The sequence below is a fragment of the Qipengyuania xiamenensis genome (genome assembly GCF_019711495.1).
GTDB classification, from domain to species: Bacteria; Pseudomonadota; Alphaproteobacteria; order Sphingomonadales; family Sphingomonadaceae; genus Qipengyuania; species Qipengyuania xiamenensis.
Genome location: NZ_JAIGNM010000002.1, coordinates 18,052 through 38,420, shown reverse-complemented (window position 1 = coordinate 38,420; position 20,369 = coordinate 18,052). Strand labels below are relative to the sequence as shown.

19 protein-coding genes are annotated in these 20,369 nt (G+C 59.4%); 5 read left to right on the top strand and 14 right to left on the bottom strand.

Going from position 1 to position 20,369, the window contains the following annotated elements; genetic code table 11:
* Window positions 1-3 precede the first annotated feature (3 nt).
* A complete protein-coding gene (locus K3165_RS08460; RefSeq protein WP_221548447.1) occupies window positions 4-495 on the bottom strand; it encodes a MarR family winged helix-turn-helix transcriptional regulator in 492 nt (163 codons plus the stop codon).
* 125 nt (window positions 496-620) lie between these two features.
* On the opposite strand from K3165_RS08460, the gene K3165_RS08455 reads away from it, so the two are divergent.
* Genes K3165_RS08455 through K3165_RS08445 form a run of 3 tightly spaced genes read left to right on the top strand, consistent with a single transcriptional unit; the run spans window position 621 to window position 4,787 of the window.
* Window positions 621-1,748, top strand: coding sequence for an HlyD family secretion protein (locus tag K3165_RS08455; protein WP_221548446.1), 1,128 nt, complete (start codon window positions 621-623; stop codon window positions 1,746-1,748).
* Window positions 1,745-3,316 (top strand): MDR family MFS transporter, encoded by a 1,572-nt coding sequence (locus K3165_RS08450; protein ID WP_221548443.1) that lies wholly within the window; start codon window positions 1,745-1,747, stop codon window positions 3,314-3,316. Before K3165_RS08455 ends, K3165_RS08450 begins: the two co-directional genes overlap by 4 nt.
* A gap of 7 nt (window positions 3,317-3,323) precedes the next feature.
* Window positions 3,324-4,787, top strand: coding sequence for an efflux transporter outer membrane subunit (locus K3165_RS08445; RefSeq protein ID WP_345720766.1), 1,464 nt, complete (start codon window positions 3,324-3,326; stop codon window positions 4,785-4,787).
* On the opposite strand, the gene K3165_RS08440 is transcribed toward K3165_RS08445, so the two are convergent.
* From K3165_RS08440 to K3165_RS08415, 6 genes are all read right to left on the bottom strand, one after another.
* Window positions 4,717-5,211, bottom strand: coding sequence for a hotdog fold thioesterase (locus K3165_RS08440; protein WP_221548442.1), 495 nt, complete (start codon window positions 5,209-5,211; stop codon window positions 4,717-4,719). The two genes, K3165_RS08445 and K3165_RS08440, sit on opposite strands and share 71 nt — an antisense overlap.
* Window positions 5,208-6,113 (bottom strand): alpha/beta fold hydrolase, encoded by a 906-nt coding sequence (locus tag K3165_RS08435; protein WP_221548440.1) that lies wholly within the window; start codon window positions 6,111-6,113, stop codon window positions 5,208-5,210. Before K3165_RS08435 ends, K3165_RS08440 begins: the two co-directional genes overlap by 4 nt.
* 487 nt (window positions 6,114-6,600) lie before the next feature.
* Complete coding sequence (locus K3165_RS08430; RefSeq protein ID WP_221548438.1) at window positions 6,601-8,574, bottom strand: heavy metal translocating P-type ATPase; 1,974 nt, start codon at window positions 8,572-8,574, stop codon at window positions 6,601-6,603.
* A 3-nt stretch (window positions 8,575-8,577) separates the two neighbouring features.
* Entirely contained in the window at window positions 8,578-11,778 is a 3,201-nt protein-coding gene (locus K3165_RS08425; protein WP_221548995.1) for an efflux RND transporter permease subunit, read from the bottom strand.
* Between the two features lie 43 nt (window positions 11,779-11,821).
* Window positions 11,822-12,970 (bottom strand): efflux RND transporter periplasmic adaptor subunit, encoded by a 1,149-nt coding sequence (locus tag K3165_RS08420; RefSeq protein ID WP_221548436.1) that lies wholly within the window; start codon window positions 12,968-12,970, stop codon window positions 11,822-11,824.
* Window positions 12,971-12,981: 11 nt separating this feature from the next.
* Window positions 12,982-14,220: a TolC family protein gene (locus K3165_RS08415; protein ID WP_221548435.1), complete on the bottom strand. Its 1,239-nt coding sequence runs from the start codon at window positions 14,218-14,220 to the stop codon at window positions 12,982-12,984.
* A 146-nt stretch (window positions 14,221-14,366) separates the two neighbouring features.
* Here K3165_RS08415 and K3165_RS08410 point away from each other — a divergent pair, with 146 nt between their 5' ends.
* Entirely contained in the window at window positions 14,367-14,726 is a 360-nt protein-coding gene (locus K3165_RS08410; protein ID WP_221548433.1) for a hypothetical protein, read from the top strand.
* Window positions 14,727-14,731: 5 nt separating this feature from the next.
* Here K3165_RS08410 and K3165_RS08405 read toward each other — a convergent pair whose 3' ends face one another.
* Window positions 14,732-15,109 (bottom strand): DUF3703 domain-containing protein, encoded by a 378-nt coding sequence (locus K3165_RS08405; protein WP_221548432.1) that lies wholly within the window; start codon window positions 15,107-15,109, stop codon window positions 14,732-14,734.
* A complete protein-coding gene (locus K3165_RS08400) occupies window positions 15,102-15,722 on the bottom strand; it encodes a cation efflux transmembrane domain-containing protein (protein WP_221548994.1) in 621 nt (206 codons plus the stop codon). The genes K3165_RS08405 and K3165_RS08400 overlap by 8 nt, the downstream gene beginning before the upstream one ends.
* Window positions 15,723-15,789: 67 nt before the next feature.
* Here K3165_RS08400 and K3165_RS08395 point away from each other — a divergent pair, with 67 nt between their 5' ends.
* Complete coding sequence (locus K3165_RS08395) at window positions 15,790-16,188, top strand: MerR family transcriptional regulator (protein ID WP_221548431.1); 399 nt, start codon at window positions 15,790-15,792, stop codon at window positions 16,186-16,188.
* Window positions 16,189-16,272: 84 nt separating this feature from the next.
* Here the strand turns inward: K3165_RS08395 and K3165_RS08390 are convergent, their stop codons facing one another.
* The 5 genes from K3165_RS08390 to K3165_RS08370 all read right to left on the bottom strand — a co-directional run bounded on the left by K3165_RS08390 (window position 16,273) and on the right by K3165_RS08370 (window position 20,241).
* Window positions 16,273-17,829, bottom strand: a complete 1,557-nt coding sequence (locus K3165_RS08390) for a relaxase/mobilization nuclease domain-containing protein (protein ID WP_221548429.1) — start codon at window positions 17,827-17,829, stop codon at window positions 16,273-16,275.
* Window positions 17,826-18,143, bottom strand: coding sequence for a plasmid mobilization protein (locus K3165_RS08385; RefSeq protein WP_221548428.1), 318 nt, complete (start codon window positions 18,141-18,143; stop codon window positions 17,826-17,828). Before K3165_RS08385 ends, K3165_RS08390 begins: the two co-directional genes overlap by 4 nt.
* Before the next feature lie 254 nt (window positions 18,144-18,397).
* Window positions 18,398-18,979, bottom strand: coding sequence for a hypothetical protein (locus tag K3165_RS08380; protein ID WP_221548427.1), 582 nt, complete (start codon window positions 18,977-18,979; stop codon window positions 18,398-18,400).
* Window positions 18,979-19,719 carry a P-loop NTPase family protein gene (locus K3165_RS08375; RefSeq protein ID WP_221548425.1) on the bottom strand — a complete coding sequence of 247 codons (741 nt, stop codon included), beginning with the start codon at window positions 19,717-19,719 and terminating at the stop codon, window positions 18,979-18,981. The genes K3165_RS08380 and K3165_RS08375 overlap by 1 nt, the downstream gene beginning before the upstream one ends.
* A gap of 111 nt (window positions 19,720-19,830) precedes the next feature.
* On the bottom strand, window positions 19,831-20,241 hold the full coding sequence (locus K3165_RS08370) for a hypothetical protein (RefSeq protein ID WP_221548423.1): 411 nt from the start codon (window positions 20,239-20,241) through the stop codon (window positions 19,831-19,833).
* Between the last annotated feature and the right edge of the window lie 128 nt (window positions 20,242-20,369).

Here is a 20,369-nt window from a genome sequence, read left to right as displayed (position 1 = left end):
TTTTTACTCAGCCTCGGCCCGGTGTTGGTCCAGATTTTCCGATACCCTTGCAAGAATCTGCTGCAACGTTCGCTTCTCGTCGGCGGCAATGTCGCGCCAAAGCAGATCATGAAGCCTATCCGCGGAGCCTCTCAGTTCGGGCAGCAGATCATCTAGCTGCTCCGTGAGGATGAGCTGCCACGCTCGCCGATCCGTCTCAGCTCGAAGCCTTTTCATCAGCCCTCGTGCGCAAAGGCCTGCAACCGCCTGGCCGATGGTTGCCGATTCCAGCTCCAGTTTCTTGGCTATTTCAGCCTGCGTAAGGGCAGGATCGCGAAGAAGTTGTCCGATGATCCTCCACTGTGTCTGATTGAGACCGATCCTGGCGACCCTCGCATCGTACAATCTGCGCGCGCCGCGACTGATCTCGTCCATAAGATAGAGAATGCGGTCATCATCGGTGATGACCTTCTGCCGACGCTGAGACCGTGACATGGTATCTGGTTTTTCATCCATAGCGCTGTGTAGTCGGATAGCCTCGGATGCCCAAATGCAAACTGCTAAATGCCTTTACTATCTGACTCACGGCTTTTAGGGCGCGAGACGCGTTCACCTTTTACTGAAGCTGCCGAAAGAGTCAGATGACCGATACCTCCAACGAACCGGAGCAGGAGGGCACAACCCCAACGAAACCGCAATCGCGGCGTGGCTTGCGCATCGTGCTAATCATCGTTGGTCTTGCCGTGCTGCTTGGCGGGATCTGGTGGTACTACCGGCACGTAACCTACGGACAGTACATGCAGTCGACTGACAACGCCTATGTCGCTGCCGACAGCGTCGTTATCTCTTCCAAGGTAGCGGGATACGTCGAAGAAGTCTTCGTGGGGGAGAACGAGCAGGTTGCTCGCGGCGGAGCCCTCGTACAACTGGATCTGCGGGATTATCAGGCGCAAGCGCAACAGGCGCGCGCGCAGATCGCTGCGACCCTGGCCGGTGCCGACACAATCCGTTCTCAGGTATCCGAACAGGATGCAGCCATTCGCCAGGCGCGGGCCCAACTCGCCGCCGCGGGCGCAGCACTCGACCTCGCGAACGACCAGGTGGCGCGATATCGGCCCCTTGCCGCGACAGGAGCCGAACCGCGGGAAAAGCTAGACCAGTATGAGGCGCAGGCGCGGCAGGCGCGGGCCGAACTCGCCGCTGCGCAGGCGGCGGTGGCTGCCGCGACCGCTCGCCGGGGGACCCTGTTCGAGCAGATCAGCCAGACCCAGGCGCAGGCGGACGCTGCTCGCGCTCAGCTGGAAACAGCCGACCTTACGGTTGAATCGACCTTGCTGCGCGCCAGCAAGGCCGGCCGCGTCGGCGATCTCTCGGTGAGGGTGGGCCAGTTCGTGCAACCGGGTCAACGTTTGATGACGGTGGTTCCGGTGAGCGCGATCTACGTGACCGCGAACTTCAAGGAAACGCAGGTCGGCCTCATCCGACCCGGCCAGACCGTCACGCTCGAAGTTGACGCCCTGCCCGACCTTGAGATCGCGGGACGAGTGGCAAGCATATCGCCGGGAACGGGGGCGGAATTTTCCATCCTCCCCCCCGAAAATGCCACCGGAAACTTTACCAAGATCGTTCAGCGCATCCCTGTTCGCATCGCTATCGAAGCTCCCCCTGAAGTGCGACGCCTGCTCGTTCCCGGCATGTCGGTAGTGGCGACGGTCGATACCCGGAATGCAGCCGGCGAACTGGAAGAAATCTCGAGTCGGACGCAATGACTGAGGCACTGGCAGCCCCCGGCACTCCCGGAGGTCCGGCCGCGGGCCGAAAGAACGCAGACGTTACCGCCTGGGTCGCTGTGGCCGCGGGCGCGCTCGGCGCCATGCTCGCGACGCTGGACATATCAATCGTCAATTCCGCACTCCCCGTCATTCAGGGCGAGATCGGTGCCACAGGCGCCGAAGGCACCTGGATTGCCACTTCGTTTCTCGTTGCTGAGATTGTCGTCATTCCACTGAGCGCTTGGCTGGAACGGCTGTTCGGTCTGCGAACCCTCCTCATCATCGCGGTCAGCGCGTTCACCGCCTTTTCGGTGCTGTGCGGGATTGCAACCGACCTTACGACCATGATCATCGGCCGCACGGGTCAGGGCTTCATGGGCGGCGTGCTCATTCCGACGGCAATGACCATCGTGGCCAAAAGGCTGCCGCCGCATCAGCAGCCCATCGGAATGGCCCTGTTCGGCATGACAGTGATCCTCGGCCCCGTGATGGGGCCTTTGATCGGGGGTTGGCTGACCGAGAATCTGAGTTGGCACTATGCCTTCTTTGTCAATGTGCCGGTCTGCGGCCTGCTGCTGCTGCTGCTGCTCGTTGGCTTGCCCCACGAAAAGCCAAAGTGGGATTATCTCACCGACGCGGATTGGGCGGGCATTGTCGGGCTCATCCTGGGGCTGGGCGGACTTACGGTCGTCCTTGAGGAGGGCCACCGCGAGGAATGGTTTGAATCCTCTCTCATTCGCTGGCTCACAATCATCACAGTCGTCGGATTTGCCTCGCTGATCTACGGACAGGTGAAGGCACGCAAGCCAGTCTTGAAATTGCAGCTCCTGTTCAATCGACAGTTCGCCAGCGTCGCGATCATGGCGCTCGCCCTGGGTATGGTGATGTATGGTTCGACCTATGTCATCCCGCAGTTCCTCGCGATCATTTCTGACTACAATGCGCTTCAGACCGGGCTGGTCATCTTCTGGATGGGCGTCCCGGCCTTCCTGTTGATGCCTGTGCTTCCCTTGATGATCCGGAAGATCGACATTCGCATCGCCGTCGGCGCCGGCATGTTGCTGATGGCGGTCAGCTGCTTTGTCAGCACCAGCCTTACAGCCGAATCCGGGGGTGCCGTTTTCACCGAGAGCCAGCTCTTGCGCGGTGTCGGCATGATCCTGTCGATGATGTTCCTGAACCAGGCGACGGTGGCTTCGGTCGCCAAGGAGGATGCCGGCGACGCTTCGGGGATTTTCAACGCCGCCCGCAATCTCGGTGGCTCTTTCGCTCTTTCGGCTCTGGCATCGTTCCAGGACCAGCGGATCTGGCATCATAGCCGGCGGATGGAAGAGACCCTGAATGCGAACAGCGTTTCGCTGCAGGACTATCTCGACGGGCTGGCGCGAAACTTCGGCGGCATGGAGGGGGCGATGGCCGTCCTGAGCCGCACCCTCCAACGCGAGGCGTTCATAATGACCTACAATGACGTCTTCCTGGTGATGGGGGTCCTGACCCTCGCGACGGTTCCGCTAGTCCTCTTCCTGAGGCCGCTTCCAAAAAATGTCTCCCTTTCGATGCACTGAGCCTAACATGATGCGCCGTCCAATACCATCGCTTCTCCTCATCGCCTTGCTGGCTGGCTGTACGGCTGGGCCGGACTACGCAGGCCCTCCGAAAATATTGTCGGCGGATACGGGCCATGGGTTTGTCCGCGCTGGCGAGGACGTAGGCGTCCTAAACCCGGCCCTTGCCGAATGGTGGGTGCCGCTCGACGATCCTGAACTGACCCGGCTGGTCGAAACTGCGTTGTCCGAAAATCCGTCGCTCCAGGCAGCGCAAGCGCGCATCGCGCAGGCCCGGGCATCGGTCAGGCAGGATCGGGCGGGCAGAATGCCAGCGCTGGGAACCCAGGCCACCACTATCCAGGGCCGGCTTCCCGGCCTCGACATCCAAGGAGGCCCCCCCCCCTCCTCACAGCAACCCGATCCGGAGGCGGGAAGCGACGACGCCCTCAGCTTTTACAATGTTGGTCTCAATGCCAACTGGGAGCTGGAGTTTGCGGGCGGCTCGCGGAGGCGTATCGAGGCCGGCAACGCGCAGGCTGCGGCAACGGTCGCCAATGCGGAGGACGCAAAGGTCCAGCTGACCGCCGAAGTTGCCAATAACTACGTCAACTTGCGGGAGGCTCAGTTCCGCGCCGACCAATACCGTACGCAGATCAAACTGCAGGAAGAAATCCTGGCCCTGACTTATCAGCGGTATCAGCAAGGCGCGCTGCCGCTGTTCCCGGTGGGCAATGCGAACGCCGAGCTGGAGGTGCTCAAGTCCCAATTCGCCGAGGCGGAGGCCGATACAGCCGTCCTGCTAGACGCGCTTGCGATCCTGTCGGGACGGATTCCGGGATCGACGGACGAAGACCTTTCGACGCCGCGTGATATCCCTATGCCCCCGGATCAGGTTACTGTCGGCGATCCGGCGAGTCTGATCGCGCGTCGGCCCGACATCAGGGCGGCTGAGCGCACTCTCGCCGCTGCAACGGCCAGGATCGGGGTGGCCGAAGCGGCAAGGTTCCCGAAGCTGTCCTTTATGGGGATTCTGGGCTTTGGCGGATCTTCCCCCGACGACATATTCGATGTGGGTGAATTTTCGGCATTGGCGATACCCCGCCTGGAATGGAACTTCCTCGATTTTGGAAGGGTCGACGCGTCGGTCGATCGCGCCGGGGCGGTCCGCGACGAAGCTGTCGCCAACTATCGTCAAACCGTCCTCGCGGCGCTACAGGATGCCGAGCGCGCTCTGGCACGATTTGGCCAACAACGGGTCGCGCTGGCAGCCAGCGCGCAGATCAAGAGCCAGGCGGATAGCGCCGCCGATCTGAATCGCCAGCGCTATGCGGCAGGAGCGATCTCGAGGGCTGATCTCAATCGAGCGCTACGCGACCAGCAGCAGGCTTCGGCAGATCTCGTCCGGGCAAAAGGCGCCCTTACGCTGGCGTGGATTGCGCTGCAGAAGTCGCTGGGCCTTGGGTGGCAAGAGCCTGTTCGAGATCAATAGTCCCGCCGCGCTGATCAATTGATCCGGTTGACGAGAAGTAGGCGCCCCTGCCGCTGGCGACCAACTTGCCGTCGGGCCCGAGAACCCGGGTTTCCGCCACCGAAATCTGTCGCCCGATCTTCACGATCCGTCCGTGAGCAGTGAGAGGTCCTGAGGTTGCAGGACGGTGGTAATCGACATGCAGATCGGCCGTCGCTCTCGCCGCGACGCCCCCCGCAAGCAGAGTATAAAGCCCGGTGAGGTCGACCAGTGAAGCCAGGACCCCTCCATGCGCCGACCCAATCATAGGGTTCGACACGATCTCTTCGCGCCAAGGCATGGTGATCTCGATTCCCTGGTCGGAGCATGTTGCAATCTCCAGCCCAAGCCATCGGTGAAACGGCGCGATATGCAGCATTTCCTGCAAGCGCTCTCGATCGATCATAGCTCCCTCGTCCCATGTGGCTGAGCTGTATCGGATGAGTGATGGCGCCCTAGGAAATCGACGATAGCGGCGGAAAAGGCATCGTTCGCATCGCCCACGACCATGTGCGTGGCATCGGCAATATCGGTGTATTCTGCATGGGGGGCGAGTTGTCGCAGATGCAAAACGGCCTCTTCGGAAACAAGATCGCTAGAGGCGCCTCGGATGAGGTGAAGCGGAAGCGTGAGATTCGCCGCAGCTTGGCTCAGCATTGCCGATTGACGTTCTTGGCTGTCTGGGTCGCCTTGTCTGGCTGCCATTATATTACGGATAAACACAGGGTCCCAGTGCCAATAGAAGCGCCCATCCGGCTTCTGCCGCAGATAGCTTTTCAGACCATCGCTCGCGCCCCGCCTGGGACGGTGCGGCATGTAGCGAGCGATCACGTCCGCTGCCTCCTCTGGTGAGGCGAAGCCGCTATCGACATGCTCTTCCATGAAACCAACCACGCGCATCACACCGCCGGGCTCCATGCGCGGGGCAATGTCGACCAATGTGAGCGAAGCAAAGCTACCTGGAGCAAGCTCCCCTTCGGCAATCAGTCCGGCGAGCCCGCCCAGTGAAGCGCCGACCAGCGCTGGCTTCTGGTCCAGGCGCGACGCTGCAGCGACCAGATCCGCCGCGAAGTCGCGCATTTCGTAAGCTCCGCATGGCGACCAATCGCTGTCTCCGTGACCGCGCATGTCGAAGGCGATTGCGCGAAAGCCGGCTTGAGCCAGCTCGCTGACTACCCTTCTCCACGCGCGCCGTGTCTGCCCGCCGCCGTGCGCAAGGAGGACGGGTAAGGCGTAGGCATCCCCCTCAGCCTCGGCTGTAAGGGAAATTGCGCCTGCGCCCTGAATCGTAAAGGATTCTCTCGCCATCTCTGGATGGTAGGAAAGGCGCGCTAAATAGTAAACCGATTTAGTTTGTTGCCCTCAGCTCCGTGTTGGCTGTCCTGCAAGGGCGTTTGGACGACGGCAAAAGTCTATGCCAAGAGGGGTTTCTCCAGACCATTCTCTAATGCACCGGATTGCGATACGGTCAACTGTCGCTGTCCGCTTGGTCTGCTCCAAGATATAAAAGCTGCCTTTCCGCTTCCGGCCCAATTCCAGTCATTCAGCGCTACTCCCTCACGACGGCAGCTTTGGGGCCGATAGCGGTCTGTCTGGTATTGGTGATCTGGCACTGCATAGCTGTCATTCGGATACGACCCGATAGCAGTCATGTGAAGCAGCTTCCTGATGCCTGCCGTCCAGTCAGCCTACTCGCTTATACCAATAGTGAGGCCGTTAGCAGACCAACGGCTTGTCGAGCGAAGCTGCTGCAAAGCAGCGGTGACCGACGCTCTCTAAAACATTTTCCTACCTACTAATAACGAAGAAGGCGCAGAGCGTTGAATACTACCAAAAGTGTGGACCCCTCATGCATCACGACAGCGGGTCCGATTCCCAGACCAAATATCGTCGCCGGGACTAGGATCGCCACCACGCCCAGACTGACGTAAACATTCTGGCGGATGATACCGCGGGATTTGCGCGAAAGACCTACCGCGAAGGGCAGATGACGCAGATCGTCGGCCATAAGCGCGACATCAGCGGTCTCAAGTGCGACGTCCGAACCTGCGGCTCCCATAGCGATACCGACCGTCGCGCGCGCCATCGCTGGTGCATCGTTAACGCCGTCGCCTACCATGGCGACCTTCGCCTCGGTACTTAGGGCCTCGATGGTCGCGACCTTATCGTCCGGCATCAGGTCGCCGCGTGCTTCGTCAAGTCCTACTTCGGCAGCAATCGCCTGAGCCACGTTGGTGTGATCGCCGGAGATCATCAGCATGCGCTCAATTCCGAGTTCGCGCAGTGCCGCAAGGGTTTCCTTCGCCCCCTCCCGCGCCGTGTCCATCATGGCGATCACGCCAAGGTCACGATTGCCATGGCGAATAGCCATGGTCGTGCGGCCTTTCTCGCGAAGCTGCGCAATTGTTTCAGCCACCTCGCTGGTTAGCGGTTTCAAGCCGTCGTTTCCGAACATCTCCGCTTTGCCGATCCAGACGGTCTCACCCTCGAGTTGTGCCTTCACTCCGCGACCTGTCAGGCTTTCGAGGTTCTCTGCGCTCGGAATAGCCGCGTCGTCCAAGCGCGCCTTGCCATCACGAACGACTGCCTGCGCCAAGGGATGATCGCTCAGTGCTTCGACCGCCACGGCAACCGACAGCAATTCCTTCTCTACCACGCCAGGGGCGGGAATAACTTCGGTGATCCGCGGTTCGCCCTCGGTAAGGGTCCCCGTCTTGTCGAATGCAATCGCTTTAAGAGAGCCGAGGTCTTCCAGCGCGGCACCGCCCTTCACAAGGACGCCGCCGCGCGCAGCCCGGGCCACACCCGAAAGGACGGCGCTCGGTGTTGCAATGGCGAGAGCGCAGGGACTCGCCGCGACCAGTACGGCCATGGCTCGATAAAAGCTTTCGCTGAATGGCTCGTCAATCACTAGCGGCGCGCACAGGAGGACTGCGGCAAGCAAGAGCACGAGCGGCACAAAGACGCGTTCGAACTTGTCCGTCATCCGCTGCGTCGGCGAGCGCTCAGTCTCTGCTTGCGCTACGAGCTCGGCCACCTTGCTCAATGTACTTTCGCTGGCCTTGCGCGTTACCTCAACCTCCAGCGCGCCGCTGCCATTGATCGTGCCCGCAAATGCCCTCGATTTAGCCTTGATAGAAGCTGGCGTAGAGCGGGCAGCGCCCCGATCCTCTACTGGCGACTTGTCGACGGGAATGCTCTCTCCCGTGACCGGCGCCTGGTTGATAGCGGATTGGCCCTTCACGATGAAACCGTCTGCCGGTAGCCGCTCGTTGGGACGAACCAGGACGACATCGCCAACGACAAGGTCTTCAACGGAAAGATCGACCGGCGAACCATCGCGCAGAACAGTCGCGCGCTCAGGCGCGAGTTCCGAAAGTGCATCGATCGCGCGCTTGGCCCGACCCATGGCGAAGTTTTCGAGGGCGTGGCCGAGGCTGAAAAGAAACAGGAGCAAGGCACCTTCAGCAAACTCACCAAGGAAAGCGGCCCCTGCCGCTGCCACCAGCATCAACGAGTCGATCTTGACCTTGCCTGCCGATGCGTTTCCGATGGCTTCCTTGAGCGTATAGAAGCCACCGAAGAAATAGGCTGCAATATAGAAGGTGAGAGGAACCCAAGCCGGGGCTTGATCTGCCAGCTGCTCGATTCCGAAGCCAATCGCCAGACTGGACCCGGAGAGCAGAGCAAAAATCAGCTCCGTCCGCTCGCCAAAAATTCCCCCATGGTCGTGCGAATGAGAACCCTCATGATCGTGCTTGTCCGACAAGTGTCAGCCTTTCTCGTTGGGTAATTCGGTTTGCTTCTCGCGCAGTACGAGACCGGTTATCACCGGCAGAACAAACAGAGTGAGTGCGGTTGCGGTAAAGAGGCCCCCGATAACTACGGTAGCCAATGGACGCTGAACTTCCGCCCCCGTTCCGGTTGCTATGGCCATAGGCACAAAGCCGAGGGAGGCGACGAGAGCTGTCATCAGGACCGGACGCAGGCGCGCAATAGCGCCTTCTATGATCGCGTCGACCAGCGCCAGGCCCTCGGCGAGGCGCTGCTTGATGGCCGTGATCATCACCAGTCCATTGAGCGTCGCGACCCCTGAAAGCGCTATGAAGCCGACTGCGGCAGAAATGGAGAACGGCATCCCGCGTAGCGCGAGAAAGAACACGCCTCCGGCCAGGGCGAGGGGGATTGCGCTGAACACGGCCAATGCCGACGCCCAGCTGCCCACTGCCATGTAGAGCAAGAGCAGAATTACCGCAAAGACGAGCGGGACGACGATGAAAAGTCTCTGCTGCGCCTGTTGCAGGTTCTGGTATTGGCCGCCCCACTCAATAAAGGACCCCGACGGGAGCGTGACGCGATCTGAAACCGCTGCTTGGGCTTCGCTAACGAATGACCCAAGATCCCGTTCGCGGACATTCGCAGAAACGATCACTAGTCTGCGGCCTTGTTCACGCCGCACTTCCGCCAGACCGTCCACTACCTTGAATTCTGCAACGGCGCGCAACGGAACGCTGCCACCGTTCGGCAAGGCAATCGGCAGGACACCCAGCTGATCAAAGTCGTTGCGATTGGCGTCGGACAGCCGAACAACAATGTCGAAGCGACGGTCACCTTCGAAAACCAGCCCGGCGTTGCGACCACCAAGAGCGATGGCAACGGTCTGCGCCACATCTTCGACGGAAAGACCGTAGCGCGCGATCGTGGGACGGTCGAAAGCGACATCGAGAGTCGGGAAGCCCGACACTTGCTGCACCTTCACATCTGCCGCGCCGTCGATCCCTCCAAGAACGGAGGCCACTTGCTTGGCGGCGGTTGTCATAGCGGCAAGATCATCGCCATAAAGCTTCACGGCGACATCGCCGCGCACACCGGCGATGAGCTCGTTGAAGCGCAGTTCGATCGGCTGGCTGAATTCGTAGAGATTGCCGACGAGATCGCCGAGCGCTTCTTCCATCTCGTTCACCAGCTCGTCTTTCGGGATCGAGGGATCGGGCCACTCGCTTCGTGGCTTGAGGATGACATAGGCGTCCGAGATATTCGGCGGCATCGGATCGGTAGCGACCTCTGCCGTTCCGGTGCGAGAAAAGACCAGTTCGACCTGCGGAAATTGCTTAAGACGGCCTTCGACCTGCTTTTGCATATCGAGCGAACGCTCAAGCGGTGTTGAAGGAATACGGAGCGATTGCACCGCAAAGTCTCGCTCATCGAGCTGCGGCGTGAACTCGCTCCCTAGAAAAGCGAATACCACCGCTGCGAGTGCAAAAACTCCCACACCCGTTCCGACAATCGGCCAAGGACGAACGAGTGCCTTGCGAAGAAGAGGCTCGTAGCGCTCTTTGGCCAGTCGGATCGGCTTCATTTCCCCTTCGCTGACCTTCTTGCTCAGCAAAAGCGCTACCATCGCCGGAACGAAGGTGAGTGAGAGGATGAAGGCCGATGCCAGCGCGAGCATCACGGTGATGGCCATAGGCGAAAAGGTCTTGCCCTCGACCTCGCTGAAGGTGAGCAAGGGGGCGAAAACAAGTAGGATGATCGCCTGCCCGTAGACCGTCGGTTTGATCATTTCCTGCGCGGCAAGGCGTGTCTCAACGAGCCGCTCCGACAAGGTGAGCAGACGGCCCTCATGCTCCTGCCTCGCGGCGAGACGGGCGATACTGTTCTCGACGATAATGACGGCGCCATCGACGATCAGCCCGAAATCGATCGCGCCCAGACTCATCAGATTGCCTGATACGCCCAATCGGTTCATGCCGATCGCCGCCATTAGCATCGAAAGCGGGATCACCATTGCAGCTATGACCGCGGCACGAATATTGCCGAGCAGCAGAAACAGGATCACGATGACCAGTAGCGCACCCTCGGTCAGGTTGTTGCGAACCGTCCTGATCGTCGCATCCACCAGTGTGGAGCGATTGTAGACGATTTCTGCCGTAACCCCGAAAGGCAGCGACCCGCGCACCTCTTCCAATCGCTCGGCGGCACCGGCTGCGACCGTGCGGCTATTTTCGCCTGCCCGCATCAGGACCGTACCGATCACCGCCTCTTCACCGTTGAGCGAGCCCGCGCCGGTTCGCAGATCACCGCCGACTTCAACCGTGGCAATGTCGGCCACGCGAACAGGAATGCCCTCGCGTGTCGCGACTACGGCCTGTTTAATATCTTCAGTGGTACGCAGACGGGCATCGACCCTGGCGAGCAGGGCCTCCCCCGCGCGCTCGACGAAGTTCGCACCTTCGGCTTGGTTCGCGGCTTCCAGCGCCGTGATAACTTGCTCGATTGAAACGTCGTAGCCCGCGAGGCGATCTGGATCGGGCTGCACGAGATACTGTTTTTCGTAGCCGCCAATCGTGTCGACGCCGGCGACGCCATCGGTTGATCGCATGAGCGGAGCGACAATCCAGTCCTGAACCGTTCGCAGGTATGCCGCTCTCGCCACCTCGGTATCGAGGACCGCGCCGTCATCGGTAACGAAGCTCCCATCGGGTTGCCATCCCATCGGCCCGCCGCTCGACGCATCTTTGCCGTAGGCGCCATCGAACTCGATGGTGTACATCAGGACTTCGCCGAGCCCGGTGGAGATTGGTCCCATTGAGGGTTCGGCACCCGCTGGCAGCGAGGCGGCAAGCGTCGCGAGCCTTTCTTCAACCTGCGTCCGCGCGAAATAGAGGTCCGTGCCCTCTTCGAAAATCGCGGTTACCTGGCTGAAGCCATTGCGAGAGATCGAGCGGGTCATCTCCAGTCCTTCGATACCCGCCATGCTGGTTTCTACCGGGAAGGTGACCTGCGTTTCGATTTGCGAAGGAGAGAGTGCCGGAGCCTCGGTGTTGATCTGCACCTGCACATTGGTGATGTCGGGCACCGCATCGATTGGCAGGCGCGCGAGATTGACTGAACCCCAGATCGCGATGCCGAGAGCGATAAGCACAACCGCCCAGCGGTAGCGAACTGACAGATTGAGGATCGAACCGATCATTCCTGATCGGTGTTGCTGGTCGGGCGCGAGCGAAGAAGGATTATCAATGGCCATGCTCAGCCTCCTCCTTTCCGAGCTCGGCCTTGAGGAGAAAGGCATTGCGCGTTGCGATCTGCTGACCTTCGCGCAGGCCCGACCCAATCTCGATACGCCCCGCTGACCTCGTACCGGTCGTTACCGGCATGGCCTGAAACCCGCTTGCCATGCGGACAAAGACAACCTCGCGCCCTTCCACCATCTGTACAGCATCTTCGGGTACCGAAATCGTCGCGGTATCCAATTCGCCCGATGGGCGTATCCTTGCCTGCAAGAATGCCCCTGGTCGGAGATCCGGTGCGCCCCGCGCGAGTGCGATGACGGCGGTGGCGCTGCGGTTTTCGGGGTCAAGTGCGGGCGTGACGGAACGCACGCGCCCGCCGATCTCGCGGCCCTGCCCCAGTTCGAGCGTAGCCTCGTCCCCGGGTCTGATTCTCGCTGCATCATTTGCAGGAAGTGCGACCTGGACTTGCAATCCGCTGGCGTTGATGACCTGGAACAGCTCATCGCCGGCGGACACATAGGCTCCCAGAATAATCGGGGCGCTGGTGACCTGCCCGGCAATTGGACTGGTGACGGCGAGAGAGCGTCCATCGCCGCTCACTCCCGCTGCCGCGGCAGCCGCCTGAGCGCGAGACAATTCCGATTGTGCAACCTGAAGATTGGCCTGCGCCGCTTCGAGGTCCTGCCGCGCGGTGACGTTCGCTTCGAAGAGCCGACGTTCGCGGTCGTAGAGTGCCGACAGCTCGTTCACGCGCGCACGCGCGATTGCCACCTGCGATGCGAGTCCTGCCGCATCGGCGCTTTCGATGCGTGCTATCGCCTCTCCTTGCCGAACGTAATCGCCGAGGGTCTTGCTGACGCCGCGGACGACCCCGGAAGCACGCGCGTCGATACGAGCACTCGCATTGGGTGCCGCGGCGACGGTTGCCGGGAAAACGAGTTCGGTGACAGAGCCAATCTGGACCGTCTCGATGCCGATCGAAGAGGCTTCGATTTGCCTTTCACTAATTTGCACAATGCCTTCGAGCGTGCGGCTTTCTTCGCCGTGTTCGTCCCCGCTATGGTCGTCAGACGCTTCAGGCCAATATGCCCAAATGGCGATCGCAGTTAGAACGAAAATACCGACGGCGGCGAGTATGTAGTTACGTTTCATGACCCTAATCCTCACCCTGCCGTCAGCCAGATCAGGCGCGCTGCAAGAGTGGCGCGCGTCTCTTCTGCTTCGATCAGATTTTCACGGATGATGTCGCGCGCTTCGGCGGCAGCCAAGACTTCAATCAGGGGAAAGCGCCCGTTGCGATAGCCGATCTCGACCAGTCTGAGCGCCTCCTCGGCTTGCGGCAGGCTAGCGCGCGACAAGGTTTCAACCCTTGTATCGGCAGAGCGATAAAGCGTTAAGGTACGCTCGAATTCCAGTCGATAATCGGCTTCGATTATCGCTTCCTGTGCCTGCGCAGCGCGCGCCTGAGCTTCGGCGGCAGCGACATTGCCCTGGTTGCGGTTGCCGAAAAGAAGCGGGATCGTAACGCCGACAATAAAGGCTTGGTCGTTGCTGCCCTCGAAGCGCCGCACACCCGCCATGACCGTCGGGTCCGGCACGCCAAGCGATCGTTCGCGAGCGATCTCGGCCTGAGCGAATTCGGTACGAGCACTGGCCAATCGCAGCGGCAGCGGTTCCGACGCCTCATGCGCAGTAACGGGTGAGCTAATCTCGGGAAAGGAAGACTCCGTACGCCAAAGTGTTTCTGTGGGCACCCACAGCGCAGTGAGAGCTTGCCTCGAAGCAATCTCGTCAGCTTCGGCAGCCTGCAATTGCGCTTCCGCTTCGGCAAGCGCAGCCTGTGCTCGCATGGCGCGTAGAGGAGGCTCTCGCCCAACCTCGACCAGCACGGTTGCAACACGCGCAAGTTCGCGATTGCGCTCAACGATTTCACGCGCGAGTTCGACGCGTTGTCCAGAGGCGACTGCCGCAATGTAGCGCTCCCTCACGGCCAGCGCGAGTTCAGCGGTCGACATATCCCGGCGAACCCCAGCAATCCTCGCCGATGCTTCCGCGCTTCCGATGCGCGCGCGGCGCTTACCGCCAAACTCGATCTGCTGTGCAAAGCCCAGCGTGTACTCGCTGGATCGGAGACCGGAAAACGCGCCGGTTCCCGCAATATTCTCCGCCTCGAAGCTCAGCTCCGGATTAGGTCGCAGCCGCGCCTGCGCGATGGCTGCGCGCGCTGCCTCTTCCTCCGCCAAAGGCCCGTAGACCCTCGGATTGGCAGACGCTGCGTCCTCCGCGCCGCTGCCAACGCCCGCGAGTTCAAGCGCGTCGTCGAGCGTGATTATGTCTTGTGCCCATGTTTGCGAGCCGATGGACGCGGCTATCAGTGCCGCGGCCAGTGCAATGCACCGCATCTCGTATCTCCTGACTGAAACCAGGCGAGCGGGATAGCGCTCGCCTCAACATAAAGTCTCGGTCAGGCCTTGGGCGGTTGTTGGGGTACGGACGGCATACGCGACGCTAGGGCTGCTACCCGCAGCGGCCGCTTTAACTTTTCTCGATGCCACAAAGCATTCGATGCCAGGTTGCCAGTTTCGCTCAAATTGAAACTGCAATTGTGATGGTGGGCGCCCGTGTGGTCTTGTTGATTCTGGCCGTCATCCGGGAAATCAGCATCGAAGTGTTCAGTGCCATGCGCGTAGACATGGTCGGCGGCGTGCGCAAAAGTCTCCCCCTGTTCGGCATGCACATCGGGCACCATCAGCAGATTGCTGAAAAGCAGTGCCACAAGCGCAAGAAGAGGCATGATTACACGTCGCATCGCTACGCTGCCTCTAGGGTTTCGGCGAGATTCGTGCAAGGCGCTATCGTGGCGGCTTTGTCCGAACCCGCTCATGTATTTTCGCCTGCAAAGTATTGACACAGCTAAAAGCCGCCATCGGAATCGACAGGCTGCAAAATGGCGTCCGCTAAATCGTCCGGATAGGGCATCTCGGTAAATCCACTGACATTAGCGCGACCTGTATTGCCCAATGGAAGTTTGCCTGTAGCGTTGCCGATTGGTGCGAGAATCAGTCGAATAACCTGACCGACCACCTCGCGAAAATCACGCTGATTTATGGCGAGCGAAAGCATCTTCCAGTGCGACTGGCAATGTGGCCATAAACGGGTCTGGGCCAGAATGTGAGCGCGTTCCAGATGATGCCAAGCCAAGTCGATCTGGCGCGCTTCAACAGCCTTCTGTGCTGCGCGATATTCCTTGGCAAGCAGGTTTGCGGCTCTATTGGGTGCCGAGTCAGCCATGAGCTAGTTCGACTCGCGCTTGTTTGAAAACTTCCAAGCTGCCCCAGATGGCAAGGCCTGCCATAATGCCGGCAACTACGAGATCAGGCCAAGCTTGTCCGGTCCCCAGTACGCCGAGTGCTGCAGCCAGTACGGCCACGTTTCCGATCGCATCGTTGCGCGAACAGATCCAAACGGAACGCATATTTGCGTCGCCTTCCCGATAGCGGAACAGCATTAGTGCTACAGATATGTTCACAAGCAAGGCCGCGACGCCGACGACCCCCATGGTCGTGGGCTCCGGGTTTGATCCAACCGCAATCGCATAAACTGCGTAGCCGATCACCCATAGGCCGAAAACGAGCATGGTTGCTGCTTTAAGCATGGCCGCTTTGGCGCGCCAGGCAAGGGCAAGTCCGGCAACGCCGAGACTAACAGCGTAGTTCGCCGCATCGCCAAAGAAGTCGAGCGCGTCGGCCTGCAATGCCCGGGAGTCCGCAGCAAGTCCCGCAAAAATCTCGACAAGAAACATCGCGCCGTTGGCGATGAGCGCAATCCACAAGATCAGACGCCAGCGCGGATTGTTGTGCGCACCACCATTCGGTTCTGGTGTGCCGCAGCAGGACAAACTCATTTCGATTTCCTTGCAACGTTCGAGTCGCAAATACATATGCACCTTGTAGCAACTACAAGGTCAAGCAATGCGTATCGGCGAACTGGCGCGTGCCACCGGAACGAAAGCGGAAACGATCCGGTATTATGAGCGCGAAGGCATACTGCCCACCGCAGATCGAACCGACAGCAACTACCGCGACTATTCCACCGAACATCTGCAGATGCTCAGCTTCGTTAGAAGAGCACGAGGCCTGGGATTCAACATGGCGCAGGTGCGTGAATTGCTGGCTCTGTCCGATCATGACGAGAAGCCATGTAAGGATGTCGACCATCTTGTTCGGCAGCAACTGGCCGATGTCGAGCAAAGGATCGCCGACCTTGCATCACTGCGCGACGAACTCAGTCAGATGCTTCGCTCGTGCGATGCCGACAAGATTGGCGAATGCCGGATCGTGGAGAGCTTGACACGACCCATCGAGCTTTAGTCTGCTTTTCCGACGCCTTGTGAGTAGGCGGAATGACCGAAATGAGGGCGCAAAGCTGCCAATGAAAGGCAGCGAGCCGAACCCTCAAGACCGACCTTGGCCACCCTTATGACGCTGCCAATACGCGGCCAAATGCTCGGGCATTTCGGTGTTTCCTTGATTTCGACCAGAGAGAAAAGACTTTGATTTTGGGATGCGCGTTGTCGGTTGGTTGGCTAAGTGCTGATCTTTGGAATGCTCCTTGTTCGGAACCGACAATCGCTTCTTCGGACCAGTTGCTGTGACTGTCTTCTTGACTGTTTGGACAGGCCGCATCGCTGCCAGAACCGCGCCTGCTTTTTGACAACCCGCATCGGCACGAGCCGCTATAAACTGGTGCCATGTTGGCATTCGTCTGCGCCTTAGTGGCGATCTCTCGACTCTGTGGCGAGCTTCCAATTCTGCAAGCTCGCGCTTGCGGACTTGTTGCGAAAATCGCGAATAGAATGCTCGACGTTCCGACGGCTTCAACCGTATAGCTTCGTTTTTGCGTTGCTTCATGAGGGCGCGCCGTTTGGCGCGCAACTCACGGGTCTGGCGTATGCGCAAATCCGCTAGCTCGCGACGGCGTTCTTCCTGGTCGAGCTTGTGTTGAGCGACTTCCAGATCATAGTCTTGTTTGAGCTCTGACCGCGCATCTGGAGTTTGAAGAGGCTCAAAAGAGGACGACATCTTTCGTTCGGGCCACCATGTTTTGAAGTCTGGCGTGCCTTTGAGTATGCGTTTGTCCAGTGACCCCAAGCCGAACTTCTGAACGCCCGTGTCCAGTGCAGAGGCTTTCAGCTTGTTACCCGGATCCGAGATATCAGCGATAGTGAGACCGCGAAGCCTCTTCGTTTTTGTGCCAGTGTAGACAGGTTCAAGCTGCAAACCGATGGCTGCGAGTGCATCACTTCTCGATTGCCAAACTCGCTGGTCTAGAGCCTCTCGAATTTCTTCAGATCGTTCCATCAGCGGCACCGAACCCGTGCGCTCGGCACGCTTTCTCTGACCAGGTTCGGCTTCCCTTTCCAACGCTTTCAAACGCTGCGCTTTGGCCTCCTGCGGCGTATTCAGTCGGCGCAGGTCCAGCTCGCGCTCAACGCGGCGACAGACATCTTGTACCCTCGCCAAGGCGCGGAAGTCGAAGCTTCGCAGAGCGCGATAGGCCTCTGGAACGCGCGCAACCTGTTCAGTTGTCAGGGCTTGCGGGCCGATATTTTCAGTCGCGCAGCCCTTCTTAAGGAACCACATTTTGGGTGGTGTCTTCCCAGTTCGCGGTGAAATGGTGGACCAGAAGACATGCACGTGGTCATGCTCAGTGTCTTCATGACGCACAACGACAAATGCATGGCCGTCAAGGCCAAGGGCCTCTTGCTGCTGGCTTACAATATAAAGCCATTTGTCATCAGAAAGCTGGCCATCTTCATGGGCTGCAGAAAGCGAGAGATGGAGAAGCTTGTTCTTTGCGCGGCTGTTCAACGATGCGGCAGCCTCCATTTCCGCAGCGGCATTTTCGACGGACGATACCCCTTCAAAATGGAGGACCTGGTGGTCGCGGTTCTCGGTCAAGTAGTCGACAAGGCCCGCAAAGTTCGCGCCCCAGGTGGGGTTGGCAATCATGATCGCGCGACGCTCACGGCTTTGAGAAGCTGCTGATATGCAGCTGTCAGTTCATCAGCAGAGACCGGCTGCTCACTGTTGAGCTTCTTGGCGATCTGATTGACGTTCGTGCCAAGCCTAGTCACTTGGTAAACTAAATCGCGCGAAATGATAATCTGGTGGTTGGCACGGCAGACCAGGCGGCGAAGTAGCTCCGGGACCGAGCATCCGGAGTAATGCGCGAGCTCAGTCAGGTAGGCAAGTTCCTGGTCGCTCCAACGGGTTGTGCGAACGTGGTTGCGATAGCGGGTCTCGGATCCGGGTTTTCCAGGCATTTTCATTCCTTCCTCTTGTTAAGCATTAGTGGTTCAGTGTGGGGGTCTGGGGGCAGGCGAAACTGCCACCAGCAAGGTCAGGCTACGCAGGGTGCGCGACAGAGTTGAACGACAGAGAGCAGCCTCCGTGACGTCGAAGGACGGGCGCGGTAGTCGATAGCCAGCCCTTGCTCATTTCCTCACTATTCCGTTTAAGGAACCCATTGAGGTGGCAGCCGACCGCGAATGCGGTCGCACTACTTCACTCTTCAGTCTTATTGCTGCAGCGCCACGCGCCTTTGATCGTATTCTGCGGCGCAATTGCGCGTAGAAGCGCGCAACGCTTTTGCGGCGTCTCCGGGCCCTTTCCCGGACCGGATCTGCGATGCATGTTGAGCTGCATTGACCACGCAGAAGGCGAATTCGGTCTCGGTCAGAGCCTGCAGACTTTCACTGGCCGTTTCGTATGTCTCTTCGCTCGAGTTCCAGCCCATGTTGTAAAAGACAGCCCCCAGCAACGCAGACCAAAATGTGATCGCGATGAGCGTCCAGAAGACTTTCGTAGAGGCGCTGGGAGGAAGCTGTGCTTCGACACGGCGCCAGACCCGATTGGCAGCATCCATGGCCCACTTCTCGCCGTCGATTTCGACCTTGCGGCGAACCACATTTGCTGCTTCGTTCATCACTTCTTCGAGCTGCCGAATGTGGGCAGCACGCAAGACAAGCTCGGCCTTCATCCCAATATCATTCTTGAGTTCGTCGGGAAGGGTAATCGCCAATTTGTCGATCAATTCGCAGTCACGTTTGTCGGGCGAACGGTCGACCATACGAATGAAGAGTTCTTTGATCGTAACCATCAGCACATCTCCTCGATCAGGCGGATCAGCGAGGCCTGTTCGCGTTCGACTGCTGCCCTGAACGAGAGGAAGGTGAACCAGTCACCACGCAACCAACTCGCGGGGCGTTCCGAGGGAAAGGGCAGCCGTTGGTTGGCAATCATGTCATGCGGGCGTTGCGGCAGCTTCGGCAGAGTCACCTCCAATCCGCCTTCTGCGAGAAATTCAGCGCGTGTCCGGGAGTTCATCCAGATGTCGAAGCGACCAAGACTTTCATCGTTATGCTTGTTCATAACGAACGCTGTTCGTGATGCAGGTGCGATGGCCATCAGGTCGCGGAAAAGGCGAACCGAATCCTCACCTGGGGTTGCCACCCAGACATGTATCGTAGGCATTCCGAGGTCTTCGTTGGCGATAAGCCGCGCCGCTTCTTGGTGCAGCATGCAGCCTGCGCCTGCCGGAAGATCGACCACCACCGAATGATCTGCAGGAACATTGTCTAGGTGGTTGAACATGCTCGTCCAGCCAGCTTCGCTGCGGGCATCGAAGCGGACCGTATTGAGTTGGCTACTGTAGTGGCGTTCGAGGTGAGCGTTGCGCTCGTCTCCATCGCAAAGCGCGAGCGGAATGCCGCGACTATGGAGCTGCCAAGCCAAGACTCTGGCTTGGAAGCTCTTTCCAACTCCGCCCTTATCGCCGCCAATCGCCACGAGAGGACCCGCAGCGCATGTGCGCTGCGACTGAAACTGTTTGGTTGTCATATTGATTATCCCGGTTGTTGAGCCGGAAGCGGATCGATTGAGGAGCTATTGAGCGCGCTTGCGCCAATCCCCATCGATCACACTCCACACGCATTTCGCGATTCGATTGATCTAGAGGTCGGCGATAGTCCCATTGGCCACCCGGCCAGACGACATCGGCGAATTCTGCAGCCTGCCGGACAGCAAGTCGGGACTACTCGAATGCTGCCCGGCTTCACTTTTCTTCGTGCGCCGACGTTTGCGAGGTGGAACTTTGATTTCCGTTTTAGGCTCTTCGGCCTTCCGCTTTGCCCGTGCTTCCGTCAGGGCGGTCGCAAGCATATTCTTGCTGACCGCATATTGCTTCATCAGCTGTTCGGTTTCCGGCAGGGCATGCAACTGCGGCAGCTTCAGCTTCGGATGCTGATCGAGAACCGCTTCGACATACAGTCGCGCCGCGATTTTGCTTTCGTTCTGTTTGAGAAGCTTCTGATCAAGCTTCTCTGAAGCGGCCTTGGCCAGTTCAACGATATCTTTACTCACGTGTTTCAACTCCTGATTTGATCGGTTTTCGACCGACATCAGGTTTTCACCACAGATCGCAGTTCGATGGGCGGGGGGCACCCCACCCACCCTTGTTTGTCCTGCGCAAATTAGCGCCTTATCAAGCG

Coding starts and splice junctions, on each gene's coding strand:
- K3165_RS08450 (WP_221548443.1), top strand. CDS start 1,745: ATGACTGAGGCACTGGCAGCCCCCGGCACTCCCGGAGGTCCGGCCGCG.
- K3165_RS08435 (WP_221548440.1), bottom strand. CDS start 6,113: ATGGCGAGAGAATCCTTTACGATTCAGGGCGCAGGCGCAATTTCCCTT.
- K3165_RS08440 (WP_221548442.1), bottom strand. CDS start 5,211: ATGATCGATCGAGAGCGCTTGCAGGAAATGCTGCATATCGCGCCGTTT.
- K3165_RS08445 (WP_345720766.1), top strand. CDS start 3,324: ATGATGCGCCGTCCAATACCATCGCTTCTCCTCATCGCCTTGCTGGCT.
- K3165_RS08420 (WP_221548436.1), bottom strand. CDS start 12,970: ATGAAACGTAACTACATACTCGCCGCCGTCGGTATTTTCGTTCTAACT.
- K3165_RS08415 (WP_221548435.1), bottom strand. CDS start 14,220: ATGCGGTGCATTGCACTGGCCGCGGCACTGATAGCCGCGTCCATCGGC.
- K3165_RS08405 (WP_221548432.1), bottom strand. CDS start 15,109: ATGGCTGACTCGGCACCCAATAGAGCCGCAAACCTGCTTGCCAAGGAA.
- K3165_RS08400 (WP_221548994.1), bottom strand. CDS start 15,722: ATGAGTTTGTCCTGCTGCGGCACACCAGAACCGAATGGTGGTGCGCAC.
- K3165_RS08385 (WP_221548428.1), bottom strand. CDS start 18,143: ATGCCTGGAAAACCCGGATCCGAGACCCGCTATCGCAACCACGTTCGC.
- K3165_RS08425 (WP_221548995.1), bottom strand. CDS start 11,778: ATGATCGGTTCGATCCTCAATCTGTCAGTTCGCTACCGCTGGGCGGTT.
- K3165_RS08390 (WP_221548429.1), bottom strand. CDS start 17,829: ATGATTGCCAACCCCACCTGGGGCGCGAACTTTGCGGGCCTTGTCGAC.
- K3165_RS08410 (WP_221548433.1), top strand. CDS start 14,367: ATGCCACAAAGCATTCGATGCCAGGTTGCCAGTTTCGCTCAAATTGAA.
- K3165_RS08380 (WP_221548427.1), bottom strand. CDS start 18,979: ATGGTTACGATCAAAGAACTCTTCATTCGTATGGTCGACCGTTCGCCC.
- K3165_RS08455 (WP_221548446.1), top strand. CDS start 621: ATGACCGATACCTCCAACGAACCGGAGCAGGAGGGCACAACCCCAACG.
- K3165_RS08375 (WP_221548425.1), bottom strand. CDS start 19,719: ATGACAACCAAACAGTTTCAGTCGCAGCGCACATGCGCTGCGGGTCCT.
- K3165_RS08460 (WP_221548447.1), bottom strand. CDS start 495: ATGGATGAAAAACCAGATACCATGTCACGGTCTCAGCGTCGGCAGAAG.
- K3165_RS08395 (WP_221548431.1), top strand. CDS start 15,790: ATGCGTATCGGCGAACTGGCGCGTGCCACCGGAACGAAAGCGGAAACG.